Origin of the sequence: Paenibacillus montaniterrae (assembly GCF_018403185.1) — a bacterium.
GTDB classification, from domain to species: Bacteria; Bacillota; Bacilli; order Paenibacillales; family Paenibacillaceae; genus Pristimantibacillus; species Pristimantibacillus montaniterrae.
Map to the genome: position 1 here is coordinate 117631 of NZ_BOSE01000010.1, position 23067 is coordinate 140697.

Sequence of the window (23067 nt, forward strand, 5' to 3'; positions counted from 1 at the left end):
CTAGACATTCACTTGCTTCACCATATGCCAATAAGGCTGCTGGTGGAGCATTTTTTGTCCTTTCTGAATAAAGCCTTTGCGCAGGTACACCTGTAAGGCATGAGTATTATCGACATCGACAAGCAGACTAAGCTTATGCAAGCCAGCTGCAGCCGCGTCCTGCTCGGCTTGAAGCATTAGCTTGGCGGCAATGCCCTGGCCTTGATAGCGTTCATCAACCGCTAGCGCATCAATATAATATTCACCCTGTTCCGACTCCAGCTGATGCTTCACAGCCTGCTTTAGCGCTTGCGAGCGATGCTGCTCAATCGGCGCATAGAGCGCAGCCGCATCCTGGCCGCTGTAGCATAGAATCATGCCGGCCACTTTACCATCCTGCTCGTAAACTCTGATCAGCTCCTTGCTGAAGCGATTGCCTGGCTGAGCAAAATATTGCGCCAGTATTGGCGCCGCCTCACTGGGCTCGGACTCGCCTGTATAAACAGCCGCCAGCTCTTCACCTATCGCAGAAAGAATGAGCGAGACAACCTGCTCTGCATCATTTGTCTGGGCCTGCCTAATCATTTTTCAATTCCCCCTTTTTCAACTTAATCAAATAGGTTACAGGCTATTGTTGTCATCCATTATACAAAATTATGCTGTGCATATGTAAAAAAGCGCGAGCTTAAGGCTAGAGGCTCATTCGCCTCCATGCCTTGACTCTCGCGCTTATTTTTAATCCGTTTGGTCTGTTAATGTCATACGGCAGCCGCTTATGCTCGAGCAGCCGCAACGATTAGCATTTCATAAGGAGCAAGCGTCCACTTGTTCTCCGCCAGCTCTGGACGAGTGCGGGCAACGAGGCTGTAAGCTTCTCCAAGCGCTGGAATCGGTGCTGCTGCATTGCTGAAGTTATGAATGAATACATATTTGGTCGATTCATTTTCACGAGCTACAGCATAAACTGGCTCAGGCAGCTGCACTGGAAGTGCTTTTTCCAGCTCAAGCTTAGCCGCCAGCTCGTTATAAAAATCCTCATAGAACTTATCCTCGAAATGGCTGCCGATATGATACGCTTCCCCGCCAGCAAAGGCATGGCGCGTCAACACCGGGCGTCCGGCGTAGAAATCATCGCGGTACGTCATCAACGCTTCAGCGCCTTGCAAATGCACAAGATCGCACAGCATGCTGCAGCTATAGCTTCCTGACAGCGCGCCAGTAGTCATCGCTTGCTGCACAACGCCATAGTTGCGCTCATGATCGTACAAGCCGTCGATTTCCTCACTGACAAGCCCCAGCACATCAGTTAAAGCATGCGGCGTATCGCCCATAAACATCAGGTCATTCTCATTAATAACGCCAGTCCAATAGGTCGTAACGAGCGTACCGCCAGTCTCTACAAATTTGCGCAGCTTGCCTTCAAAGCCGGCGCGCAGCATGTAAAGCAGCGGGGCAACGACGATTTTATAGCCGTCCAGCTCACATTCCATATCGACAAAGTCTACGGAAATGCCCTGCTTGGCAAATGCGCGATAGTGCGCCTGAACCTCTTCGATATAGCCCATATCCTTGTTGCGCGGGCCTTGCGAGTCTTCTACCGCCCATTTATTTTCCCAATCATAGACGATTGCTACCTGTGCACGAGTATTGGTAGCAGCAAGCTGCGGCAGCTGAGCCAGCAAATCGCCAAGCTGAGCAACCTCCTTGAAAACGCGTGTGTCCGAACGGTCGTTATGCGAAACAACGGCGCCATGCAGCTTTTCGCTCGAGCCGCGGCTCTTTCTCCATTGGAAATATTGCACCGAATTGGAGCCGTGCGCGATCGCTTGCATCGAGGACAGCACATGCATGCCAGGCTTTTTCAGCTTCGATACACTTTGCCAGTTGGTGCTCGATGGCGTGCTTTCCATTAGCAAGAAAGGCTGCTTTTTAATCGAACGCATCAGATCATGCATCATCGCTGTATCAAGCCCGATTGAAACATCATCGCGCTTATGCCACACCGGATAGCTGTCCCAGGAAACGATATCAACATCATGTTTGAATTTGAAATAGTTCAAGCCGTTAAAGTAGTACATAAAGTTGGCTGTAACAGGCAGCTCAGCATTGAATGGCTTAACGGCAGCAATTTCATGTCTCATAAAGTCTAGCGTTTGGTCAGAGACAAAGCGCTTCCAATCAAGATTCATGCCATGAATTGCATTTTCGCCGTGCGGAGCAGGTGATTCCACCTCAGAGAAGTCACTGTAGGTGTGGCTCCAGAACGTTGTCCACCATTGCAGGTTCAGCTCTTCAATCGTGCCGTATTTGTTCTTCAGCCAGCCGCGGAATGCCTCCTGACAGTAATCGCAATGGCATTCGCCGCCATACTCGTTGGAAATATGCCATAGCTTCACCGCTGGATGCTTGGCATAGCGCTCCGCCAGCTTGGCATTGATGATGCCGATCTTTTCGCGATAGACGGGCGATGTGTAGCAATGGTTATGGCGAGCACCAAATAAATTGCGCTGGCGATTCGCTGCAACGCGCAGCACCTCAGGGTATTTTCTTGCAAGCCACATCGGTCTTGCGCCGGATGGTGTCGCTAAAAATACGGAAATGCCATTTTCATATAAGGAATCAATAATGTTGTCCAGCCATGCAAAATTGAACACGCCTTCCTCAGGCTCAAGCTTGGCCCAAGAGAAAATGCCCACAGACATCACATTGCAGCCTGCTGCCTTCATATATTCAATATCTCTTGCTAAAATTTCCGGATCATGTAGCCACTGCTCTGGATTATAATCAGCTCCATGTAATAATCGATCAGAAAATAATTGCTGCATCTCATAATCTCCTTTAGTTTGTGCTGCTATTTAACAGAGCCAAGCATACCTTGAACAAACTGCTTCTGCAGCAGGAAGAAAATTAATATTGTAGGCAAAGTAGTAATGACAATTGCCACCATAATAATACCATAGTCTGGATTGTATGACGATGCCAAAGACGAAACAACAAGCGGCAGCGTCTTTTTCTCCGCTGTGCGCAGCGCGATTAGCGGCCACAGGAAGTTGTTCCAGTTGGACATAAATGTAATGATTGCAGCCGCCGCATAGGTCGGCTTCATCGTTGGCATATAAATATGGGTGAACAGCTTCCATTCATTCAGCCCGTCAACACGCCCGGCCTGCAGCAGCTCGCGCGGGAATGACTTAGTATTTTGCATAAAGAAGAAAATCATAAACGCGGTTGTCATCGTCGGCAATATAACGGCCACTGCCGAGTTAAGCAAGCCCCATTGGCTGAACAAGCGGAACAACGGGATCATAATCGCAGCAAATGGCATCATCATCGACAGCATCAGCACGCCAAACAGCCGGTCCTTGCCCTTTGTGCGATAAATTTCAAAGCCATAGCCTGCGACGGAGCAGAGCAGCAGCGTAAGCAGCGTGCCGATAACTGCAATGAGTAAGGAATTTAGAAACGCCGTGCCGACATTGGCCTGTTCAAACAAACGGTTGACATTGTTGAAAAACTCGGAGCCAAAGCTGAATTTCCCTTTAACAATATCGCTTGATGTATTGGTCATGCCAATAATCATCCATAGAAACGGAAACAGGGATACGGCAGAAACGATGAGCAAAAACGCATGCTTGCCGATAGCGCCTAGCTTTCTCATTTCTTCTCACCTCCAATTTTCATTTGCAGGAAGGCAAGGATAGCGACAATAATAACAATCGCATACGATACCGTTGCCGCGTAGCCGAAGTTAGGCGTATAAACGAAGCTCAGGTTGTAAATATATTGGGAAATTGTCATTGTTGCATTACCAGGACCGCCGTTTGTAATATTTACGACCTCATCAAATAGCTGCAAAGTACCGTTCGTTGAAATAATCGCTGTAAACAAAATGATTGGCTTCACCATCGGAATCGTAATCGAGAAAAACTGACGAAACTTGGATGCGCCATCAATAGAAGCAGCTTCATATACGCTTGGATCAATATTTTGCATTGCAGACAGGTAGAAAATCATATTATAGCCTGTCCAGCGCCATGTAATGGCCAAAATTATAACAACACGAGCCCAGACGGGATCCATTAACCATGCAATAGGTTCGTTGATGATATGCAAATTCATAAGCAGTTTATTGAAAATACCGTCAACTGCAAAAATACTTTTGAACAGAACTGAATAAGAAACGAGTGAAGTGACACAAGGTAAAAAGATAGCTGTACGATAAAAGCCTCTAAGCTTTAGCTTTGGCGAGTTTAACAAATGCGCGATAATTAAGCCCATAAACAGCATAATCGGCACCTGCACGATTAAGTAAAGAATCGTGTTGAACAGTGCTTGTCGAAACATCGGATCAGACAAAAGTCTGGAATAATTGCCAAGTCCGACATACTCGGACACATTGCCCTTACCGGATTCAAAGCTGAGAATGAACGATTGAACCATCGGAAAGAAGCTGAACAATAGAATTAATGCGGATGGCAGTAATACAAACTGCCATCCGATTAGAGAGGATTTATTCAAGCTGCCCCTCATTTTATCACCTGCTAACTGTTAAATTATTGTACCTGCTGCTCAAATAGCTGTTGAATGTTAGCAAGACTTTTCTCAAGATCTGCACCATTCAGAATGTTAGGAAGCTCATTTTTCAAGGCATCCTTTGCTTCTTGTGTATACATGCCTAGAGAAATACCAGGAACCTTAGTAGACCATTCTGTAAAGTCAGCATAAATCGCCTGGTTGCTGAAGAACTCGGAGGTTTGCTGATACGCTTCGCTTGAGAAGGCTGGAATGTAGGAGCCAACTCCGCCGGCTTCGGTCAGGAAGCGCTCATAAAACTCGCTGCTGCCGCCGATTGTGCTGCCAAGGAAGTCCATTGCCAGCTCTTTGTTAGCCGAGCCATCAAATACGAACCAGTTGGAACCGCCTTCGTTGGAAGCATTTACGCCGCCTTCGATATTAATACGAGGCGTTGGCGCAACTGCCCATAGACCTTTTTGATCCTCTGCATCCATAATCGATGCGATTTGCCATACGCCGGAAACAACCGTTGCAACGTCGCCAGCATTGAAGCTGCCTACAAACTCGCTCCAGCCAGTAACAGGCTTCGCGATGCCGGAATCAGAAATAGCTTTGTATAGACGAAGCGTTTCAGTCATAACCGGGTTATTGACAAAGTTGCCTTTGTTGTCAGTTGTAATATACCAGCTGCCCGCAGATTGCAGCAGGATAGAAGTCCAAGCCTCATCGTTAGGATTGATCGTCGACATATATTTGCCTGTTTTTTCTTTTACGACTTTGCCGATTTCGATATATTCATCCCACGTAATGTTTTCAAGGTCCTCAGCAGAGAAGCCAGCCTCGGAAAGAATGTCTGTACGATAGAACAAGCCCGTTACGCCAATATCGAATGGTACGCCGTAAATTTTGCCGTCAACGGTAAGCGCGTCAACCTTGTATTGAGAAAACTGGGAGAAGTCGACAGAGCTGTTCGTAAACTCAGCAAAAGTGCCAGGATAAGAATTAACGTATTTTTGAATGTTTGGATCATTTACGAGTAGAATGTCTGGAAGACCTTCTGTTACACCAGCCGCCAAATTCGTATTTAGTCTTTGCTCAAGGTCTGTTTTCGCCATATCAACTACCTCAAGCTCGAAATCAGGATGCTCCTGCTTGAAAATTTCTTCAGCAATTTTCAATGCTTTTCCGTTGAAGGAAGGATCCCATGCCCATGCTACAACTTTTTGCTTGCCGCCTTCTGCTTCACTGTTGCTTGTATTGCCTGTGCTGTTGTCGCTGCTGCCGCATGCGGAAAGCGCACCAGCCATTAGCGCAGTAACGAGCAATGTTGAAAGTGCTTTCTTCTTCAATTGCTACAACCCCTTTTTGTTTTTGAATACCTCTTCATTCTAGGGAAATCGGACATCTCTGTATAATAACAATTTTGTTCTTATGTGCTACAAATTATAGAGGTTTGACAAAAGCGCAGCAGCTTCTAGTATTAATTTTGTTCGTTAGTAAAAAATTTGGATAACGCGAATTTTTGCGGTGGAATAGTGTACTTACTTCCTAAAATCCTTTATGTTAAAGGAATAAAACGACCTAATTTCAAGAAGGTGACGATAATTGACAGCATATCGTGTAATGATCGTAGATGATGAGGCGATCTTTCGTACAGGCTTGGCACATTTGCATGATTGGGCACGTGAAGGCATAGAAATCGTTGCGCAGGCTGCCAATGGCGCAGAGGCGCTGGAGCTCATTCATGCCGTACAGCCGCATGTGCTTATAACAGATATTATGATGCCGATTATGGATGGCATCGAACTGGTGAAAATTGTACGCCAAACGCATCCCGAACTGAAGATCATTATTTTAAGCAGCTATAGTGAATTTGAGCTGGTGCGTGAAGTGTTTAAATATGGAGTGGACGATTACTTGCTCAAGCCAAAGGTGACCCCTGAGGAGCTGGTCGCGCTTATTCGCAGCTCCAGCAAGCCGACTGCGGTCAAGCGAGATACGAGCGGCCCGCTGCTGAAGGAGCCTTCGATTATGCTCAGCCAATGGTTTGAGCAGGAGGAACTGGCGGCAAACGACCGACAAGAGCTGCAGCAGCAGCTGCCGAAGGCGCAATTCAGCCTGCTTGTGACGAATGTTGCGGTGCTGCAAAGCTTGACCAATGCGAGCCAGTATGAGCTGGAGCAATATATATTGCAGCAGTGCTATGAGTATTTTGCACGAACGACGCATATTGCAGTATTTACGAAGCAGTATGTATCGGTTGTATTGAATTATGATGCGGAAGAGAAACCGAATCTGCATCCGCTGCTGCTAGCCTTTGTTAAAGCCATCAATAAGCAGTATCCTGCGCTAACGTTTATTTTATCCGACAGCATGCAAGAAATAGATGATTTGCAGATGAGCTATGCCCGGCAGCAGCAGCTGTTCGCCAAGGCGCTCTATTTTAATGAGCGGCGCTTTATTATTGAGGATGAAATCAAGCTGGAGCATGTCGATGTGCCGTTTGACCATGACGCCTTCGTCAACGCTTTAAAATGGCTGACCTTTAATCAGGCAAAGGAGCAGCTTGTCGATTATTTCAGCAAGCTGCAAATGGTGCAGGGGCTGGACGAATATTCGCTCAAGCGCTTTATTCAGCATATTATTTATACAGTTATGAGCACGCTGGAGCATTTGCATCTGCCATTTACGGAGCTGGGCACAGAGAAGCTCGTTTGGTTTAAACGGATTGACCTGGCGACAACGCTGGCTGAGCTAACAGATATCATCGAGCAGTTTATGGCGATGGTCGAACAGCAGGTGAGCGAGCATCAGGATCAAAGTCAGGCCAATACGTTGAATCAAATCATTGATTTCATTCATGACAACTATGAGCAGGATATTTCGCTTGCCGAGCTGGCTGAGCGGTTTCATATGAATTACAGCTATTTGTCATGGTATTTCAAGCAGCGCACGAATGAAAATTTAACCGCCTACATTAATAAGGTGCGAGTGGAGAAGGCGAAGGAGCTGCTAAAATACACTGACGAGACGATTTCGCAAATCAGCACAAAGATCGGCTTTTCCGAGCACAACTATTTCTCCAAAGTATTTAAAAAATTTGTTGGCATGACGCCAATTGAATACCGCCATGCTAATAGCGGGCCAAGGTGATCGCATGCTAAAGCGCAATAGTATATTTATGAAGTTTTTTATCGTCGTACTCGTTGCGACGATTATTATTTCCGGCGTGCTGACGCTTGCCGCTTCGCAAATCTCCGAGCGCATTTTGCTGGAGCAGACGAAGCAAAATGCTACCGTCAATTTGCGGCTTGTAAAGGACGAGCTGCTAAAATACAATGAGCAAATCGTAAATACGATGGTGCAAATCAACACCAGTGACGCCTTCAAGCAATATTTGACGCGTCCTGCCGAATCTACGCTGGACCGCTTGAACATTATTATTGAGCTTGGCAGATATATTGAGACGTACAAAGATTATTTAAGCCCGGACAATACGCATTTTATCGTGTCGGGCATTGGTGCTAACCAAAACCGCAATTATTCCAGCAACGCTTTAAAATGGGACCAGATTCCGCCAAACATCGTCGAGGATTTTATGACGGAGGACGGGCTTGTCGCACAGAAGGTGCTGTATCATGGCAGCCAGCATTTATTTGCCGACACGGTGCCGTATGAGCGATACATTTTCGCCACGAAGCCGTTAATGGATCGGCGCACGATGTACGGCTATGCAATCGTCATTATGGACGAGCAAACGATTTATAATCGCTACAGCTCGTATTTGACACCGGGCTCACGCATATCGCTTGTGTCTGCAGGCGGCTATGCGCTCTCCAGCAGCGAGCGGGAGTTGACCAGCACGCAGCAGCCGGAGCTGCTTGAGCACGCTGCGATCGCGAATACCGAGAGCTATTACGGCATGAAAACGAAGGACGGCTATACGTATATTTCGCTTTATATACCGGAATTCGATGCCTATCTGCTGCAGGAAATTAACCAGCGCGTCGCCTTTGCGCCGCTGCAGCAAATTGCTATTCGCATTGTGCAGGTCGTGCTCGTGCTTAGCGTAGCTATAATGGTGGCGGTATATGTCATTACAAGACGTATTTCGAAGCCGCTTTATGAGCTGGTCGATACGATGCAATCAAGCAGAATTGATGCTCTGCAGCCGCATCCTTTGCAGGAAAATACGAGCTATGAGGTCAAGGTTGTGACGAAGACGTACAATCATTTGGTCAAGGAAATCGACAACTATACGAAGCAGGTTGTCTTTGAACAAAACGAACGGCGCAAGGCTGATCTAAACGCGCTGCAAATGCAAATCAATCCGCATTTTTTATATAATACGCTAACCTCTATAAAATACTTGGCGAAAATGAATCGGATTGACGATGTTGACCGAACGATTACAAGCCTGAGCGCGATGCTGCAAAACACGATTGGCAAAACGGAGGACACCATTTCGGTGCACAGCGAGATTGAGAGCTTGAAGCATTATGTGTACATTAATCAGATCCGCTACGGCGAGCAAATTCAAGTGCATTTCGATGTTCAGCCAGACTGTCTGGAGCTGCTTGTACCGAAGCTCATTATCCAGCCATTTGTCGAGAACGCCTTTTTTCATGCATTTCCAGGCGTCGCGAAGGGCAATATCTATGTCTTTGTCAGACAGCAGGAGGATCGGCTGCTTATAGAAGTGCTCGATGATGGCGTAGGCTCGCAGGCAGCCGCACAAAAGAAAATAAAGCGGCCCGTATCCGGCATTGGCATTGAAAATGTGCATCATCGGATCGTGCTGCTGCATGGACCGAAATATGGGGTAACAATGAACAGCAGCGAGTACGGAACAGCCGTGAAAATTAGCCTGCCGATCTTGCAAAATATTAGCATCGAATAGTAGCGAATTTTGCTGTATAATGAGGCGAGCTGATTATATGTAGATGGTGGAGGGAACTATGAATCCAAGAACGCAACAATTTACAATGCCGGCGGAGTGGGCAAAGCATGATCGGACCTTTATTTCATGGCCGATTCAATCGTCAATGTGCCATCCGCAAAACTATAAAGAGGTAAGCGCGGCGTATGCTGAAATTATTACAGCGATGGCTGAGTTTGAGCCAGTGACCGTACTGGTCAATGCTGTTGATCAGCAAGCTGTGCGAGCTCAACTTGGCAGCGATCATCCGTATCCTGTTGATTTGCTAGTCATTGAGCATAATGATGCTTGGCTGCGCGACAATGGGCCAACCTTCCTGACATCGCCGGACGGCAAGCTGGCGGGAGTGAACTGGGGCTTTAATGCGTGGGGCGGCAAATATTCGCCATGGGATTTGGACGATGCTGTAGCACCGCAAATAATAAAGCATGTTGGAGCAATGCAATTTGATGCGCCGCTCGTTATGGAGGGCGGCTCGATTCATACTGATGGCGAAGGCACGCTGCTTACAACGGAAGAGTGCTTGCTTAATCCAAACCGCAATCCGGAGCTGACGCGCGAGCAAATTTTTGAGCTGCTCAAGCAATATGTCAACATTGACACCATCATTTGGCTTGAGCGAGGCTTAAGCGGCGATGAAACAGACGGACATGTCGACAATATTGCCTGCTTCGCTGCACCGGGCAAAGTTATTTTGCAAATGTGCTACGATCCAAGCGACGAAAACTACGAAATTACCCATCGCAACCTGCAAATTTTACAGCAGGCGGTGGACGCTAAAGGACGCAAGCTGGACATTATTGAAATCGAACAGCCGCCTGCGGCTTATTATGAAGGCGAGCGCTTGACGCTCAGCTACTTGAATTTCTACTTCGTCAACGGCGGCATCATTTTGCCAGTGTTTGGCGGAGCAGCCAGTGAAACCGATCAAAAAGCGATTGCTGCACTGGCAGCAGCATTCCCTGACCGCCGCATTCGCACGGTTAACGGTATGGGAGTGGTGAGTGAAGGGGGGAATGTGCACTGCACAACCCAACAGCTCCCCTCTGTAGCGGTTGTGTAAAAGTTGGACTTTGATGACGATGTTACGCGCTGTAGCATAGTCGACGGCGAATCTTGAACGCTAGCGAAAACTGCGGTGCTCACGTAGCTCTGCTCTACGCTGCGCTCCTCGTTTTCTACTAGCGTCCAAGCTTCTTGGTCCTGAAAGCCGAATTTTTAAACTTTCATTGTAAGCGGAAGTTTAAAAAGTCCGAAGTTGATGACGATGCTGGGCGTTGTAGCATAGTCGACGTCGAATATGAAACTCAGCCGAAATTTACGGTGCTCAGGTAGCAAGTGCCTACGCTGCGCTCCTGGCTTTCTTTGGCATGCAAGCTTCTTGGGAATGGCTGCCAAGAAAGGGCACCAGCGGAGGAGCAAAGCATCCGAAAAACGCAGTGGGTCGCCTTTAACATCGTAATGCAACCTTAAAAAAATATAATAAGAGCATTACGATTTAAAAAGCGACTGGAGGATGCTTTACTCCGGAGCGCTGATTTACAAAGCAGATACGTGATTTACAATATAAATGATTGGAGGAGATTCGTTGTGAGAAAGGTTAAGGTGGCAGCTACGCAAATGAGCTGTGAGGCAACTCGTGAAGAGAATATTGCGAAGGCTGATCGTTTTGTGCGTGAGGCTGCAGCGCAGGGTGCGCAAATTATTTTGCTGCAGGAGCTGTTTGAAACGTATTATTTCTGCCAGAAGGAAAAGGCGGATTATTATGCTTATGCTACTGAGCAGGAAAAAAATCCGGCGATTTTGCACTTTCAGCAAGTAGCGAAGGAGCTTGGCGTTGTCCTGCCGATCAGCTTCTATGAGAAGAAGAACAATGCGCGCTACAATTCTGTAGTCGTTATTGATGCCGATGGTGAAATTTTGGGCAAGTATCGTAAAAGCCATATTCCGGACGGTCCTGGCTATGAGGAAAAGTTTTATTTTAATCCTGGCGATACCGGCTTTAAAGTATGGGATACAAAGTACGCGAAAATTGGCGTCGGCATTTGCTGGGATCAATGGTATCCTGAAGCGGCGCGCTGCATGGCGTTGATGGGCGCGGAAATTTTGTTCTACCCAACCGCGATCGGCTCGGAGCCGCAGGATAGCGGCATCGATTCCAAGGATCACTGGCAGGTTTGCATGCTGGGACATGCAGGCTCCAATCTGGTGCCTGTTGTGGCATCCAACCGCGTTGGCGTAGAAAGCGACGAGGATTCAACAATTACCTTCTATGGCTCATCGTTTATTGCTGGTCCACAGGGCAACAAGGTGGCTGAGGCTGGACGGAGCGAGGAAACGGTGCTCGTTGCTGAATTTGACCTCGAGCAAATTGAAACGATGCGCATTGAATGGGGCGTATTCCGTGACCGCCGTCCTGATTTGTATGGCATTATCGGCACATACGATGGCAGTGAGCGTTTTGTAAAATAGGCCGTAGATAAACAATCGTTAAGCAATTATACACCTTCAAGATTAGTCGTTCATGCTCAGGTTCGCAGCCGAAGCAGAATTGGCGGCTTGAAGGTGTTTCTGCTTGAAGGAATAGCAGCTGGAGACGAACGGAGGTGGACTGGCATGGATATTGCGGTAAAAAATATTGTATCGAAAAGCATATTAAGCAAGGCGCAAGGCTATTTGGATATTGGCTTTACACACTCGCTCAATCCATACAGCGGCTGCATCTTTGCTTGCAGCTATTGCTATGTAAGAGAGATGCCGATTCAAACGTTTAAAGATACGCCTTGGGGTACGTGGCTGGAGCTTAAAACAAATGCTGCGGAAATTTATCGCTCCGAGCTTCGCAGACTTCGTCGTGCCAGCAAGCCCGTCAATCTTTTTATGTCCTCGGCCACCGATCCGTACCAGCCGATTGAGCGGAAGGCGGAAGTGACCCGGGCGATTTTGCAGGCTATGCTTGAAGATCCGCCAGACCTGTTGCAAATCCAGACCAGAAGCCCGCTCATTACACGGGATCTCGATTTATTAGTTCAGCTAAGTAAAAAATGCGAGCTGCTTGTTTCGATCACCGTTGAAACAGACCGCGAGGATATGAAGCGAGTGTTTGCACCATATGCACCAGGAATTAAGCTGCGCCTGAAAGCATTAAGCACACTGCATCAAGCGGGAATCCGGACACAGGCTGCAATTTCACCGGTGCTTCCATTTACGCCGAACTTCCCAGCTGCTTTGCAGGGTATTGTCGATCGCATTTGGATCGATACGCTTATGCTTGGCGACGGCATGAAGGGTAAGCGCTCGGAACGGCTAGGCATGCCTCAATTATTTGCCGCACACGGGCTGGAGGAATGGTATCGCAGCGACATTCATACGCGAGTTGAAAGCTACTTCAAAAAAAGCTTCCCGCAAGCGATGATCCATGTTTCCAAGCAGCAAGCTTTTCCGAAAGCGTGAAGCATGAATTTCTGGCAGTTGATTCGTTTACAGGTTGTTGATGATCCAATCGTCAATCAGGCTTGCTTGCTCGTGGTTTGTCAGTGCAAAGGAGGCTCCAAATTTGTGGCGAACATTCAAATCATCACCTGGTTGAGGCAATGACCACGCTTGTATATCATTAATAATTTCATAGGCGTATCGCAACGCCTTGATATGATCTTCTGAGTATGTACCGTCCTCTAAGCCATCACGAACAAAACTGACTAGTGCAGCGAGATTAGTGAAGTCTTTTTTTAATTCCTCGCTGCTTGTTACTTCAGCAAATCGTTCATAGACTGCTACGCTCAAAAACGTATAGCCTAATAGCTCCTTCCATTCTTCTTCTGTAGTCGTCTTATAATTATCGTAATTGCCGATCAAACCATTAAAACGTCCATACATCCGATATAGTTGTTCTCGAATATGCTCATCGTTTGTGATGGAATCAAGGTAAGAGGAAGAGGCAGGGTCCAAACCAGGGGCTGGGCTAGCTGCTGGCATAAGATCAACTTCTTTGTCTGTGACCACTGGTGCAGAAGATTGAGTCGCTGTTGGCGTTGGTGTCGGCGTAGCCAATGAACCAGTTAAGGTTTGGCTATTATTGTTTAAATTGTTACTGCTATAAAAACTATATATCATTGCTCCAAGTATTAAAACTACAACCGCAATTCCCCCTACTAATTTCGCTTTCATTCTACCTCATCCCTCTGATAAAAATTATCACCTCAACTATTACAGTATATTCTAAATCTACCAATAAAGTAACTTGCTTGCTTATACCAATCCCAATTTCATTTGGCTGGGTCCCAATGAAATTACGCTGGACCGTTTATTACACTTACATCCTATTGATTTTATACATATAACCTGCATTTTTTCGATTATCAGCCTCAAGGCTTGCGTGATATAGTGCATATGAAATGTAAACGCAATCAAAAAAGGACGGAACTTCTACTACTACTGAGGTGATGATATGAAATCGAAATCAAGAAGCAAATTGAATTCTCAGCTGTATGCCATGCTGCTCCCGAATTTAATTTTGTTTATTAGCTTAACGGTTTATCCGATCGTCTGGTCATTGCGCTATATGCTGTTCGATTACGACGGCATACGATCTGCAAGCTTTGTCGGCTTGGACAATTTTGTACGTTTGTTTACGAGGGATGATGTGTATTGGAGCTCTCTTCTTAACACTTTTGAGTATGCAGCGGGCAAGCTTGTTTTAATTATTCCACTAGCTTTAATTTTGGCGATGATTTTGAATATCCCGTTCAAGGGGAATACGCTTGTGCAAGCGATTGTGTTTAGCCCGACCATTATGAGCTCTGCTGTAATGGCGTTAATGTTTTATTTGCTGCTCAATGTATATAACGGGGATTTGAATCGCTTGCTGCTGTCGATCGGCATTATTCAGGAGCCGATTAACTGGCTCGGCACTTCCCTCGCGATGGTGTCGGTTATTTTGGTGGCCGTTTGGGGCGGGGTAGGAAATTACATGGTCTATTTCTTATCCGGACTGCAAACGATCCCTAAAGATATTTATGAAAGCGCAGAGCTTGACGGAGCTACTTATTGGCCGCGCCTGTTTAAAATAACACTTCCGATGCTGGGACCGGTGCTCCGAATCGTGCTTATGCTCGCTATTTTGGCGGCATTCCAGGATATTCAAAGCATAATGGTTATGACGGAAGGCGGTCCGCTCGGAGAAACTCAGGTCGTATTTCTTTATTTGTACCAGCTTTTCTTCCCTATTAGCACGACTTCCGCAATTCAGCCGCAAATTGGCTACGGGGCTGCCGCCAGCGTCGTGACGGGAATTATATTGGGAATCATTACAGCGATTTATTTGTTTGTATCTAAAAAGCTCGACGACATCTTCTAGGATTGGAGGCGCACATATGAAGAAAACGGCAACTCGTCTGCTCATTATTATATTTCTGGCAGTTATGATCATATTTACCGTCTACCCGGTGCTGTACACGATTTTAGGATCATTTAAGACAAATTTGGAATTGCAGGGAGGGGGAAAGTTTTTTCCTTCAGAATGGCACTTTTCCAATTATGTCGATGCTTTTCAAAAAGCGCAATTTTTAAAATTTACATGGAACAGCCTATATTTAAGCGGCTTAACGATGCTTTTCTCGCTAATCACCTCTTCCATGGCCGCTTATGTAATCGCTAGACATAATTTTACAGGAAAAAAAGTGTTGCTGGCCGCATACTTATCCGTTATGTTTGTAGCGTTGGGTCCGATTACGCTGTTCCCTCAATATATGCTCATGAATGATCTTGGCTTGACTGGCAACCTGCTGGGACTAGCCCTGGTGCTAACAGGCGGGCAGGCCAGCAATATATTTTTAACGATCGGATTTATTAAAACGGTTCCGAAAGAGCTGGATGAATCGGCAATAATGGACGGAGCAGGCTATTTCAAAATTTATATGTCGTTGATTTTGCCTTTAATACGCCCAATTCTTGGCGTTGTCGCTTTGTTTTCCTTCCGTCTCGCATGGAATGATTATATTACGTCTCTAGTATTTAGTATTTCCAACCAAAGCATTAAAACTCTTACGGTTGCTGTAGTTGGCTTGCGCTATTCCGCTAATGCGGCTGCAGAGCTGCACATTATGACGGCAGGCGCATCGATCGCCATTATTCCGATCATTATCGTTTATATATTTGCCAACCGTCAGTTTATTAACGGGCTTACTGCCGGAGCAGTGAAGGGCTAACCGCTCTAACCTCTCTCGCTGCTGCAAGCCTGACTTTTTCAGCTGAATGATTAGTCATAACGTCGCGTCCTTTATTTTCCAATAGGGTGCGGCGTTTTCGGCATTGAATATGCTGCTGTGCTACTTAGTTAAAGGCGGGTCGTTAAGATGAAAAAAAGATTGAGCTCCAATTTTTTTAGTATGCGCTTACGCAGCAAAATCGCTCTATTATGTACGGCGCTTATCGTAGCTTCAACTGTCATATCAGGCTATTTTCTATACCGCAATGCAGCGGAGGTGACGACAGAAACAGAAGCGGTGCATGCTTCCAAAATGGTAACCCAGGTCAACAACTATCTCAATGAAAAGCTAAAGGGCATTATTACGCGCATTTTCTCCTTAAGAACGGACAGTCTGTTCAATGAAACGGCGGCAAGATTTTTAATAGATGGCGATCCGAGGCATCATGCATCTGCGTTAAGCTATTTTTCCAATGTGTTTATGGAAATGCGCTACTCAGAGCCGTTTATCGCATCCATGTTTTTATATACGCCCAAGGAAAGCTTCTATGATCTGTCGCTGCCTTACAATAGCACGGTTCAATTTTCGGAGACTGAGATGTACAAGGAAATAATGGAGAAGCCCAATTCCTTCGTCTATTGGTTTCCTAGCTCGAAAAGCGAGCTGTATCGCAGCAATGATGACGTCATTTCATTTGTTGTACGTTTTTCGATCAGCGGCTATAGCGAGGAGCTGTATATGGTCGTTCATTTGAAGGAAGAGAGAATGATGCAGTATTTAATAGATTCTTTGTCTGCCGAGGGCAGCTCCATGCTTATTGTTGACAATGCTACTGGGGAAATTATCGTAGGAGATGCGCAGTCCAAAGAGCTGCTGCTCTCTGCTTCAGAGGTATGGGACAGCTTGCTGAACGAGCAGCAGGGCATGATGAGCAAAAGCTATGTAAATGATTCCTATATGATCCATTATGTGAAAATGAACGTTGCTCCCTGGACGCTCGTCAATATACAGTCGCAGAAAAGTTTGCTGGACAAGCTCAATCATATTAAGCTGTACTCCTTGGTCATTATTTTGGTCAGCGTAATCGCAGGTGTTGTATTTGCGCTGCTGACGGCGTCTACGATAAGCAAGCCGCTGCGCATGCTGGAGAAATCTATGCAAAGGGTGCGAAGAGGGCAATTTAATAGTCGCTTTGAATATGCTCACCGAGATGAAGTAGGAAACTTGGGGCGTGCCTTCAATTTTATGACTGAGGAAATCAATGATTTGATCGAGCAAAAAAACAACTATATTGCGCAGTTGCAAGCGGAAAAGGAACAGGTGCAGAAAGAGCAGCGCTTGAAGCGAATAGCTGAGCTTAAAGCGCTTCAGTCGCAAATGACGCCGCATTTCTTATACAATACGCTGGATACGATTAAATGGAAGGCAGAGAAGGAAGGCAAGTCCGACATTGCCGGCATGATTACAACGCTTGCTGCTTTCTTCCGCATATCGCTTAGCCGTGGCAAAGAAATCATTACCGTAAAGGAAGAAATGGCGCATATTGCGAGCTATCTATCGCTCCAGCAAACGCGCTATCATGACCAATTCAGCTATGAGGTATATATCGATCCAGCGATTGAGCATTGTAAAACGGTCAAATTCATTTTACAGCCGTTGGTGGAAAATGCGATCTATCACGGCATTAAGCAGCTTGATCGCCCTGGGCGGATCATGATCCGCGCGGAGCGTGACGCAGCTTGCATGAAGCTGTCGGTTGAAGACAATGGACCCGGCATGCATCCGGTAAAGCTAAAGTTGATTTGTAAGCACTTACAAGCGGTTCAGGAGGAAACGGCGGACGGCTATGGCTTATTTAATGTGAATGATCGAATCAAGCTCTATTTTGGCAAAGCATACGGACTTCATGTGGAGAGCGAAGCTGGGAAGGGAACGAAGGTGACCGCTTGTATTCCATTGCAAGCTGAAGAAGGGGGAGAAGCATAATGTATTCCGTGCTTATCGTTGATGACGAGGAATTTATAAGGGAAGGCATTGCACGCGTCATTCGCACCCAATGCCCGCAGTTTAATCGCGTTTACGAGGCGCATAATGGCGAGCAGGCATTAAGCATGACGCTGGAATATGCACCTGATCTCATTATTACAGATATTCAAATGCCGATCCAGAACGGTCTCGAGTTTATTGAGCAGGTGAAGGCTGAAAATGTGGATGCAGCGATCGTTATTATTAGCGGATATGATGATTTTGAATATGCGCAGCAAGGCTTAAGGCTGGCAGTGAACGACTACTTGCTAAAGCCGGTCGAATCTGATCACCTTGCCGCACGCTTGCAGCAAATTGCTGATGAATTGGATCAAAAGCATTTGTTCCATAAAAATCAGTCTGAAATCCAGCGCATTGTCGAGGAGAGTCTGCCGCTGTACCGCGAACGGCTTTATCGCAATCTGATTGAAGGGAGAAAGGACGGTAGCGAATATATAGAACGAGCGCATCAGCTTGGTATTTCCTTTGATCGGAGCTACTATGCGGCTGCCCTAATTCGCTACCATATAAGCGAGGAGCATGCTGCGGGCGCATTTCTTGCCGATGCGATGATGACTGATATTGTTGCCGGAGCGGCGAGCCGATTTATACAGGATCTCGACGTGCACAGCTTTTTTGTTAGAGATCGCGAGCTTGTTCTGCTTATCGGCAGCAGCGAAAGCACGAAGGAGCTAAGCTTTGCTGTTATCAATCAATATTTGCTGCGACTGGAAAAAGCGCTGCATAATAATTTGCAGCTGGAGCATTTGAATATTGCGCTTGGTTCGATTTCGCAGTCAATTGCCGATCTGGCATTATCGTATAAGCAAGCTCAGGAGGCGATGCTTTACCGCTTGTCAGTCAAAAATCAGGTCATCCTGAACTTCGAGGAGCTGGCCTCGTTATCTGTACCGGAAACGCAGGAGCGAAGCCGCGCTGAGGAACTGATTTTGCAGGTGAAGCTATTAAATAAAGCGCGCGCTATGCAATGCATTCATAACTATATTGAGGACATTACCTCGATTCAAGGCGCACATCCCCATTGGGTGAAATTATCGATTCTGGAGCTGGCGATGTCCTTATTAAGAATTATGCAGGATGCCAAGCTTGATTTAAGTCCGCTGCTGCAGCAGCCTGATATTGATCCATATGTTAATGTTTATCGTCTGGACCTCGTCTCCGAGCTGCAAAGGTGGCTGGAGCATTTTGTAGGGCGATGCATTGCAGAGATGGAAAAAAGCGCGCTGCATAAGGGTGTTTCGCATGTGGAAAAGGTGAAGCAATATATCGAGGCGCATTTTTCAGACAGCAGCCTTTCCATTAGCGCGGTGGCTTCCAGACTGTTTTTAAGCCCAAATTATTTGCGTCAGCTCTTTCGCCAGGAAACAGGGGAATCGTTTGTGGAGCAATTAACGCGAATCCGTATGGAGCATGCTGTCGTCTATCTGAAGGACCCGCTGCTGAAAATACAGGATGTTGCCGAAAAGGTCGGTTTTGAGGAGCAGCGCTATTTCTCAAGCTGCTTTAAAAAGTATTATGCGATGACTCCGTCCGAGTACCGGGAAGCGCTGCAAAGCGGTTTGCTGTAAAACCTGTGTTTTCTTAACATGGAATCTGCGTTTTTTGGATTATAGCGAATGTAGTAGTTTGATAGAATCTACATGAACAAACAAACTACTACAGGCAACAACCAGAAAGGTGAGGTCAATGAAAAAGTCAATGGCACTGCTGGCAACGATGCTCGTGTTGTCGCTTATTACAGCATGTGGAAGCAATTCAGGGAACGGCAATTCTTCTTCACAGGAAAATGAAAGCGTTACCGAAGGCAAAAAAACAGTAATTAAAGTATGGACGATGAATCGCGCCGATCAAGAGTATATGAATGAAAAAATCGCAGCATTTAATGCGGAAAACGAACACAATATTGAAATCGACTATCAAATTTATTCGGACAACTACACCCAGTCATTAGATATTGCAATGGCGACCAACGAAGGACCGGATGTATTTTTTGATGGGGCGACAGCCTTTAATGATCATTTGCTAAAAGGGAACTTGGCACCGCTTAACGATTTCGTAACGCCAGCGTTTAAAGAGAGATTTGGCGAGGGCGCGTTTGTAGAGGGCATTAACGTGATAGACGGCAACATTTATTCACTTCCAGCTATTAGCACAACGCCTAGATTGTTCTATAATAAAGATATATTTGACAAGGTTGGCGTAACTGAGCCGCCTAAAACGCTAGACGAGATGGTAGAGGTTGCAACGCTTATTACTGACCAATTAAAAGGTGAGGGCATTTATGGCTTTGCAGCAAATCTTAAAAATCCCGCTCAAGCATTGTCTCGTTCGGTAGACTATATTTTAATGAGAAGCGGCGGAGTCGAGGCCGGCTATGATTTTGTCAACGGCAAATATGATTTCAGCGGCTATAAACCGATTCTGGAAGCGTACAAGGAAATCTTTACATCCGGCGCAGCATTTCCAGGCAGCGAGTCGCTGGATATTGATCCGCTGCGCACGCAATTTGCCGCAGGCAAGATCGGCATGTATATTTCCTGGAATCATTCAGAGCCAGGCGTATATATGAATCAGTTCCCTACCGAGCAAAATTGGAGTGTCGCACAGCTTCCAACCATCGAGGAAACGGTGACAGGCTCTCAGCATCTTAATCTGGCAGGACGCTGGTATTTTATGAATGCGAATACAAAGCATCCGGATCAGGCGTGGAAGGTTATGGAGTTTCTGTACAGTGATGAGCTGCTGGCCGGCTATCATGAAAATGGACTTGGCCTTGTTATGGTTCCTTCTGTGCTTGAAGTAGCGGAAAACCCGACTACCATTCAAAACTGGCCTGAGCTGGCGCTTACTGAGCATGATAAAATTTGGCCGCCGCTGCCAACAGGCGTTATTCCTGAAGGAAATGATATGTATTTTATTTTCAACGCCATTATTTTAGGCTCGCTGGATGTTGACAAAGGGCTTGCAGATTTGAATGAACGCTACAATGCTGCATACGATAAGGCGATTGCAGACAATAAGGTTGAACGAATTCAATATCCGGATTTTGATCCGGCTAATCCAGGCAAGGTGTTCGGACAGTAAATCGTATAAACAATCAAAAAGGCTCGCTTATGCTGAGCTCTTTTTGGCGTAAGGGGGATTATTGTGCAACAATGGCAAGCTAAATGGATTACAGACCCGGAGTTTGCAAGCTGTCAGCCGCTCGCTGTCTTTCATAAGGAATATGAGGCGTGGGAAGAGGCGCATCATCCAGCGCATTTGCGCAACAGACATATGCTTGTGCGAAAAGCGTTCGTGCTTGAGCAGCAGCCCTTGCAGGCTAATCTGCGGATTACGGGTGATGATTATTACAAGCTTTATATAAACGGCCAATTTGTTGGTCAAGGTCCGGCCCAAGGCTATCCTTTTCATTACAACTATAATGAGTGGGAGGTTGCTTCTTATTTGCAAGCCGGGAACAATGTCATTGCGGTGCATGTCTATTATCAGGGGCATATCAATCGCTCCTACAACAGCGGGGATTTGCGGCAGGGTATGATTGCAGAGCTGTACGTCAATCAGCGGCTACATCTTATAAGCGACAGCTCATGGAAGTACCGGGTTGCGAAGCATTATGGCGATGGCGAGACCGTAGGCTATGAGACGCAATATTTGGAGCATATCGATCAAAGGCTGGCCGAGCCGCAGTGGAAAGCGTTGGATTACGCTGACGGGCACTGGGCATTTGTGGCGGAAAAGCAGGCTGCTGATTATAAGCTGGCTGCACAGCAAACGCCGCCCGTTTCTGTTTATGAGCTTGCTCCCAAGCAGGTAGTGGAGCTGGATAAGGGGCATTATTTAATCGACTTTGGGATGGAGCTGACAGGACAGTTTACGCTGAAGGCTTGCGGGCTGGAAGGTCAAGAGCTCGAAATCCGCTATGGAGAAGAGCTGCAGGAGGACCAGCAGGCGGTTCGATATGATATGCGCTGCAATTGCTTGTATAAGGAAATATGGATTTTATCAGGCAAGGAAGATTGGTTTGAACCATTCGAGTATAAAGCGTTCCGTTATGTTGAGGTCATCGGACCGCCAGAGGTGCTGCTGCCAGCCAGCTTTAAAGCTATTGTCAGACATTATCCACTCGATCCGCAAGCCTGCAGCTTTCAATCATCTGATGCTATGCTCAATCAAATTTGGGATATATGCAAGCGAGGCGTCCAGCTATGCGCTCAGGAAAGCTATGTCGATTGTCCATCACGCGAAAAAGGGCAATATTTGGGCGACAATACGATTATGGGACATACCCATATGTATATAAGCGGAGATTTGCGTCTGTTCAAGAAGGCGATCTATGACTTTGCGCTATCTTCTGCAATTTGCCCAGGGCTGATGGCGGTTGCGCCGGGCAACTTTATGCAGGAAATCGCTGATTTTTCCTTGCAATGGCCGCAGCAGGTGCTGCTTTATTATGAGCATAGCGGCGATCAGCAATTTTTAAGAGAAATGTATCCGTATGCTGAAAATGTGCTGGCTTATTTCCAAAAATATCGCCGCAGCGACGGCTTGCTGGAAAGTGTGCAGGAAAAATGGAACTTGGTCGACTGGCCTGAAAATTTGCGCGACGGCTATGATTTTCCGTTGACAAGACCGGTGAGCGACGGCTGTCATAACGTTGTGAACGCCTTTTATTACGGCTGTGTTGCCGCTGTGCAGAAAATGAAGGATATTCTCGGCATCTCTTATTCCGACGAGCTGCCAGCTTTGCGCAAAGCGTTTATTGATGTGTTTTACCGGCAAGAAACAGGGCTGTTTGTCGATGCTGTTGATTCAGCTCATCATTCGCTGCATGCCAATATATTGCCGCATTATGTTGGTATTGCGCCTGATGAGGCCAAGCAAGCCTTTGTGGCGATGGTACGCAGTAAAAGAATGAGCTGCGGCGTATATATGTCGTACTTCCTGCTTAAAGCATTGGCTGCGTGCGGGGAGAGCGATTTGCTCTATGAGCTGATTACTTGCCGTGATGAGCGCTCATGGGTCAATATGATCAATGAAGGGGCGACCGCATGCTTTGAAGCATGGGGCAAGGAGCAGAAGTGGAATACAAGCCTATGTCATGGCTGGGCTAGCTCGCCCATTCCTTTATTGATTGAGGAGATCATTGGCATTAAGCCTGCGGCGCCAGGCTGGTCGGAGGTTGCCTTCAATCCTTGCATTCCTGAAGCAATGCCTGATTTTGAGCTTGAATTTCGCACAGTGCGTGAAGTGATCTGCGTGGAATATAAGCAAGGCGAGCTGAGCTTGGTGCAGAAGCAAATATGAGCAAGAAAAAAGGATCTCTATCCCTGCAGCTATGAGGGAAGGAGATCCTTTTTGCATCGGTATGAACAGCTTCGG

At 46.5% G+C, this 23067-nt stretch carries 17 protein-coding genes; 11 read left to right on the forward strand and 6 right to left on the reverse strand.

Translation table 11 applies throughout. The features are described from left to right. The 5 genes from KJS52_RS21840 to KJS52_RS21860 all read right to left on the reverse strand — a co-directional run bounded on the left by KJS52_RS21840 (nt 1) and on the right by KJS52_RS21860 (nt 5843). Nucleotides 1–564, reverse strand: coding sequence for a GNAT family N-acetyltransferase (locus KJS52_RS21840; RefSeq protein WP_213519415.1), 564 nt, complete (start codon nt 562–564; stop codon nt 1–3). A 188-nt stretch (nt 565–752) separates the two neighbouring features. Next, nucleotides 753–2804 carry a beta-galactosidase gene (locus tag KJS52_RS21845; protein ID WP_213519416.1) on the reverse strand — a complete coding sequence of 684 codons (2052 nt, stop codon included), beginning with the start codon at nt 2802–2804 and terminating at the stop codon, nt 753–755. A 26-nt stretch (nt 2805–2830) separates the two neighbouring features. Then, entirely contained in the window at nt 2831–3637 is an 807-nt protein-coding gene (locus KJS52_RS21850) for a carbohydrate ABC transporter permease (RefSeq protein WP_213519417.1), read from the reverse strand. Then, nucleotides 3634–4509 carry a carbohydrate ABC transporter permease gene (locus KJS52_RS21855; protein ID WP_213519418.1) on the reverse strand — a complete coding sequence of 292 codons (876 nt, stop codon included), beginning with the start codon at nt 4507–4509 and terminating at the stop codon, nt 3634–3636. Before KJS52_RS21855 ends, KJS52_RS21850 begins: the two co-directional genes overlap by 4 nt. 23 nt (nt 4510–4532) lie before the next feature. Next, nucleotides 4533–5843, reverse strand: a complete 1311-nt coding sequence (locus KJS52_RS21860) for an ABC transporter substrate-binding protein (RefSeq protein WP_246563862.1) — start codon at nt 5841–5843, stop codon at nt 4533–4535. Between the two features lie 256 nt (nt 5844–6099). Between KJS52_RS21860 and KJS52_RS21865 the strand changes: the two genes are divergently transcribed. The 5 genes from KJS52_RS21865 to KJS52_RS21885 all read left to right on the forward strand — a co-directional run bounded on the left by KJS52_RS21865 (nt 6100) and on the right by KJS52_RS21885 (nt 12886). Further along, nucleotides 6100–7647 (forward strand): response regulator transcription factor, encoded by a 1548-nt coding sequence (locus KJS52_RS21865; protein ID WP_213519419.1) that lies wholly within the window; start codon nt 6100–6102, stop codon nt 7645–7647. A 4-nt stretch (nt 7648–7651) separates the two neighbouring features. Then, entirely contained in the window at nt 7652–9394 is a 1743-nt protein-coding gene (locus KJS52_RS21870; RefSeq protein WP_213519420.1) for a sensor histidine kinase, read from the forward strand. 58 nt (nt 9395–9452) lie between these two features. Continuing rightward, on the forward strand, nt 9453–10496 hold the full coding sequence (locus KJS52_RS21875; RefSeq protein WP_213519421.1) for an agmatine deiminase family protein: 1044 nt from the start codon (nt 9453–9455) through the stop codon (nt 10494–10496). Nucleotides 10497–11023: 527 nt separating this feature from the next. Then, nucleotides 11024–11905 carry an N-carbamoylputrescine amidase gene (gene aguB, locus KJS52_RS21880; RefSeq protein ID WP_213519422.1) on the forward strand — a complete coding sequence of 294 codons (882 nt, stop codon included), beginning with the start codon at nt 11024–11026 and terminating at the stop codon, nt 11903–11905. A gap of 144 nt (nt 11906–12049) precedes the next feature. After that, complete coding sequence (locus KJS52_RS21885) at nt 12050–12886, forward strand: SPL family radical SAM protein (RefSeq protein WP_213519423.1); 837 nt, start codon at nt 12050–12052, stop codon at nt 12884–12886. 27 nt (nt 12887–12913) lie between these two features. Here the strand turns inward: KJS52_RS21885 and KJS52_RS21890 are convergent, their stop codons facing one another. Continuing rightward, on the reverse strand, nt 12914–13600 hold the full coding sequence (locus KJS52_RS21890; protein WP_213519424.1) for a hypothetical protein: 687 nt from the start codon (nt 13598–13600) through the stop codon (nt 12914–12916). A gap of 280 nt (nt 13601–13880) precedes the next feature. Here KJS52_RS21890 and KJS52_RS21895 point away from each other — a divergent pair, with 280 nt between their 5' ends. From KJS52_RS21895 to KJS52_RS21920, 6 genes are all read left to right on the forward strand, one after another. After that, complete coding sequence (locus KJS52_RS21895) at nt 13881–14789, forward strand: carbohydrate ABC transporter permease (protein ID WP_213519425.1); 909 nt, start codon at nt 13881–13883, stop codon at nt 14787–14789. Nucleotides 14790–14805: 16 nt separating this feature from the next. After that, a complete protein-coding gene (locus KJS52_RS21900; protein ID WP_213519426.1) occupies nt 14806–15639 on the forward strand; it encodes a carbohydrate ABC transporter permease in 834 nt (277 codons plus the stop codon). Between the two features lie 147 nt (nt 15640–15786). After that, nucleotides 15787–17625 carry a sensor histidine kinase gene (locus tag KJS52_RS21905; protein WP_213519427.1) on the forward strand — a complete coding sequence of 613 codons (1839 nt, stop codon included), beginning with the start codon at nt 15787–15789 and terminating at the stop codon, nt 17623–17625. Next, nucleotides 17625–19253 (forward strand): response regulator, encoded by a 1629-nt coding sequence (locus KJS52_RS21910; RefSeq protein ID WP_213519428.1) that lies wholly within the window; start codon nt 17625–17627, stop codon nt 19251–19253. Before KJS52_RS21905 ends, KJS52_RS21910 begins: the two co-directional genes overlap by 1 nt. A gap of 118 nt (nt 19254–19371) precedes the next feature. Continuing rightward, the gene (locus tag KJS52_RS21915) at nt 19372–20769 is read left to right on the forward strand and encodes an ABC transporter substrate-binding protein (RefSeq protein ID WP_213519429.1); all 1398 of its coding nucleotides are present in this window, start codon (nt 19372–19374) and stop codon (nt 20767–20769) included. Nucleotides 20770–20832: 63 nt separating this feature from the next. Then, nucleotides 20833–22992: a family 78 glycoside hydrolase catalytic domain gene (locus KJS52_RS21920; protein WP_246563864.1), complete on the forward strand. Its 2160-nt coding sequence runs from the start codon at nt 20833–20835 to the stop codon at nt 22990–22992. Nucleotides 22993–23067: the final 75 nt, after the last annotated feature.

What these genes read in the sequence shown, in the direction of transcription:
- KJS52_RS21840 (WP_213519415.1), bottom strand. Translation starts at nt 564, where the DNA reads ATGATTAGGCAGGCCCAGACAAATGATGCAGAGCAGGTTGTCTCGCTC.
- KJS52_RS21845 (WP_213519416.1), bottom strand. Translation starts at nt 2,804, where the DNA reads ATGCAGCAATTATTTTCTGATCGATTATTACATGGAGCTGATTATAAT.
- KJS52_RS21850 (WP_213519417.1), bottom strand. Translation starts at nt 3,637, where the DNA reads ATGAGAAAGCTAGGCGCTATCGGCAAGCATGCGTTTTTGCTCATCGTT.
- KJS52_RS21855 (WP_213519418.1), bottom strand. Translation starts at nt 4,509, where the DNA reads ATGAGGGGCAGCTTGAATAAATCCTCTCTAATCGGATGGCAGTTTGTA.
- KJS52_RS21870 (WP_213519420.1), top strand. Translation starts at nt 7,652, where the DNA reads ATGCTAAAGCGCAATAGTATATTTATGAAGTTTTTTATCGTCGTACTC.
- KJS52_RS21875 (WP_213519421.1), top strand. Translation starts at nt 9,453, where the DNA reads ATGAATCCAAGAACGCAACAATTTACAATGCCGGCGGAGTGGGCAAAG.
- KJS52_RS21885 (WP_213519423.1), top strand. Translation starts at nt 12,050, where the DNA reads ATGGATATTGCGGTAAAAAATATTGTATCGAAAAGCATATTAAGCAAG.
- KJS52_RS21890 (WP_213519424.1), bottom strand. Translation starts at nt 13,600, where the DNA reads ATGAAAGCGAAATTAGTAGGGGGAATTGCGGTTGTAGTTTTAATACTT.
- KJS52_RS21895 (WP_213519425.1), top strand. Translation starts at nt 13,881, where the DNA reads ATGAAATCGAAATCAAGAAGCAAATTGAATTCTCAGCTGTATGCCATG.
- KJS52_RS21900 (WP_213519426.1), top strand. Translation starts at nt 14,806, where the DNA reads ATGAAGAAAACGGCAACTCGTCTGCTCATTATTATATTTCTGGCAGTT.
- KJS52_RS21905 (WP_213519427.1), top strand. Translation starts at nt 15,787, where the DNA reads ATGAAAAAAAGATTGAGCTCCAATTTTTTTAGTATGCGCTTACGCAGC.
- KJS52_RS21910 (WP_213519428.1), top strand. Translation starts at nt 17,625, where the DNA reads ATGTATTCCGTGCTTATCGTTGATGACGAGGAATTTATAAGGGAAGGC.
- KJS52_RS21915 (WP_213519429.1), top strand. Translation starts at nt 19,372, where the DNA reads ATGAAAAAGTCAATGGCACTGCTGGCAACGATGCTCGTGTTGTCGCTT.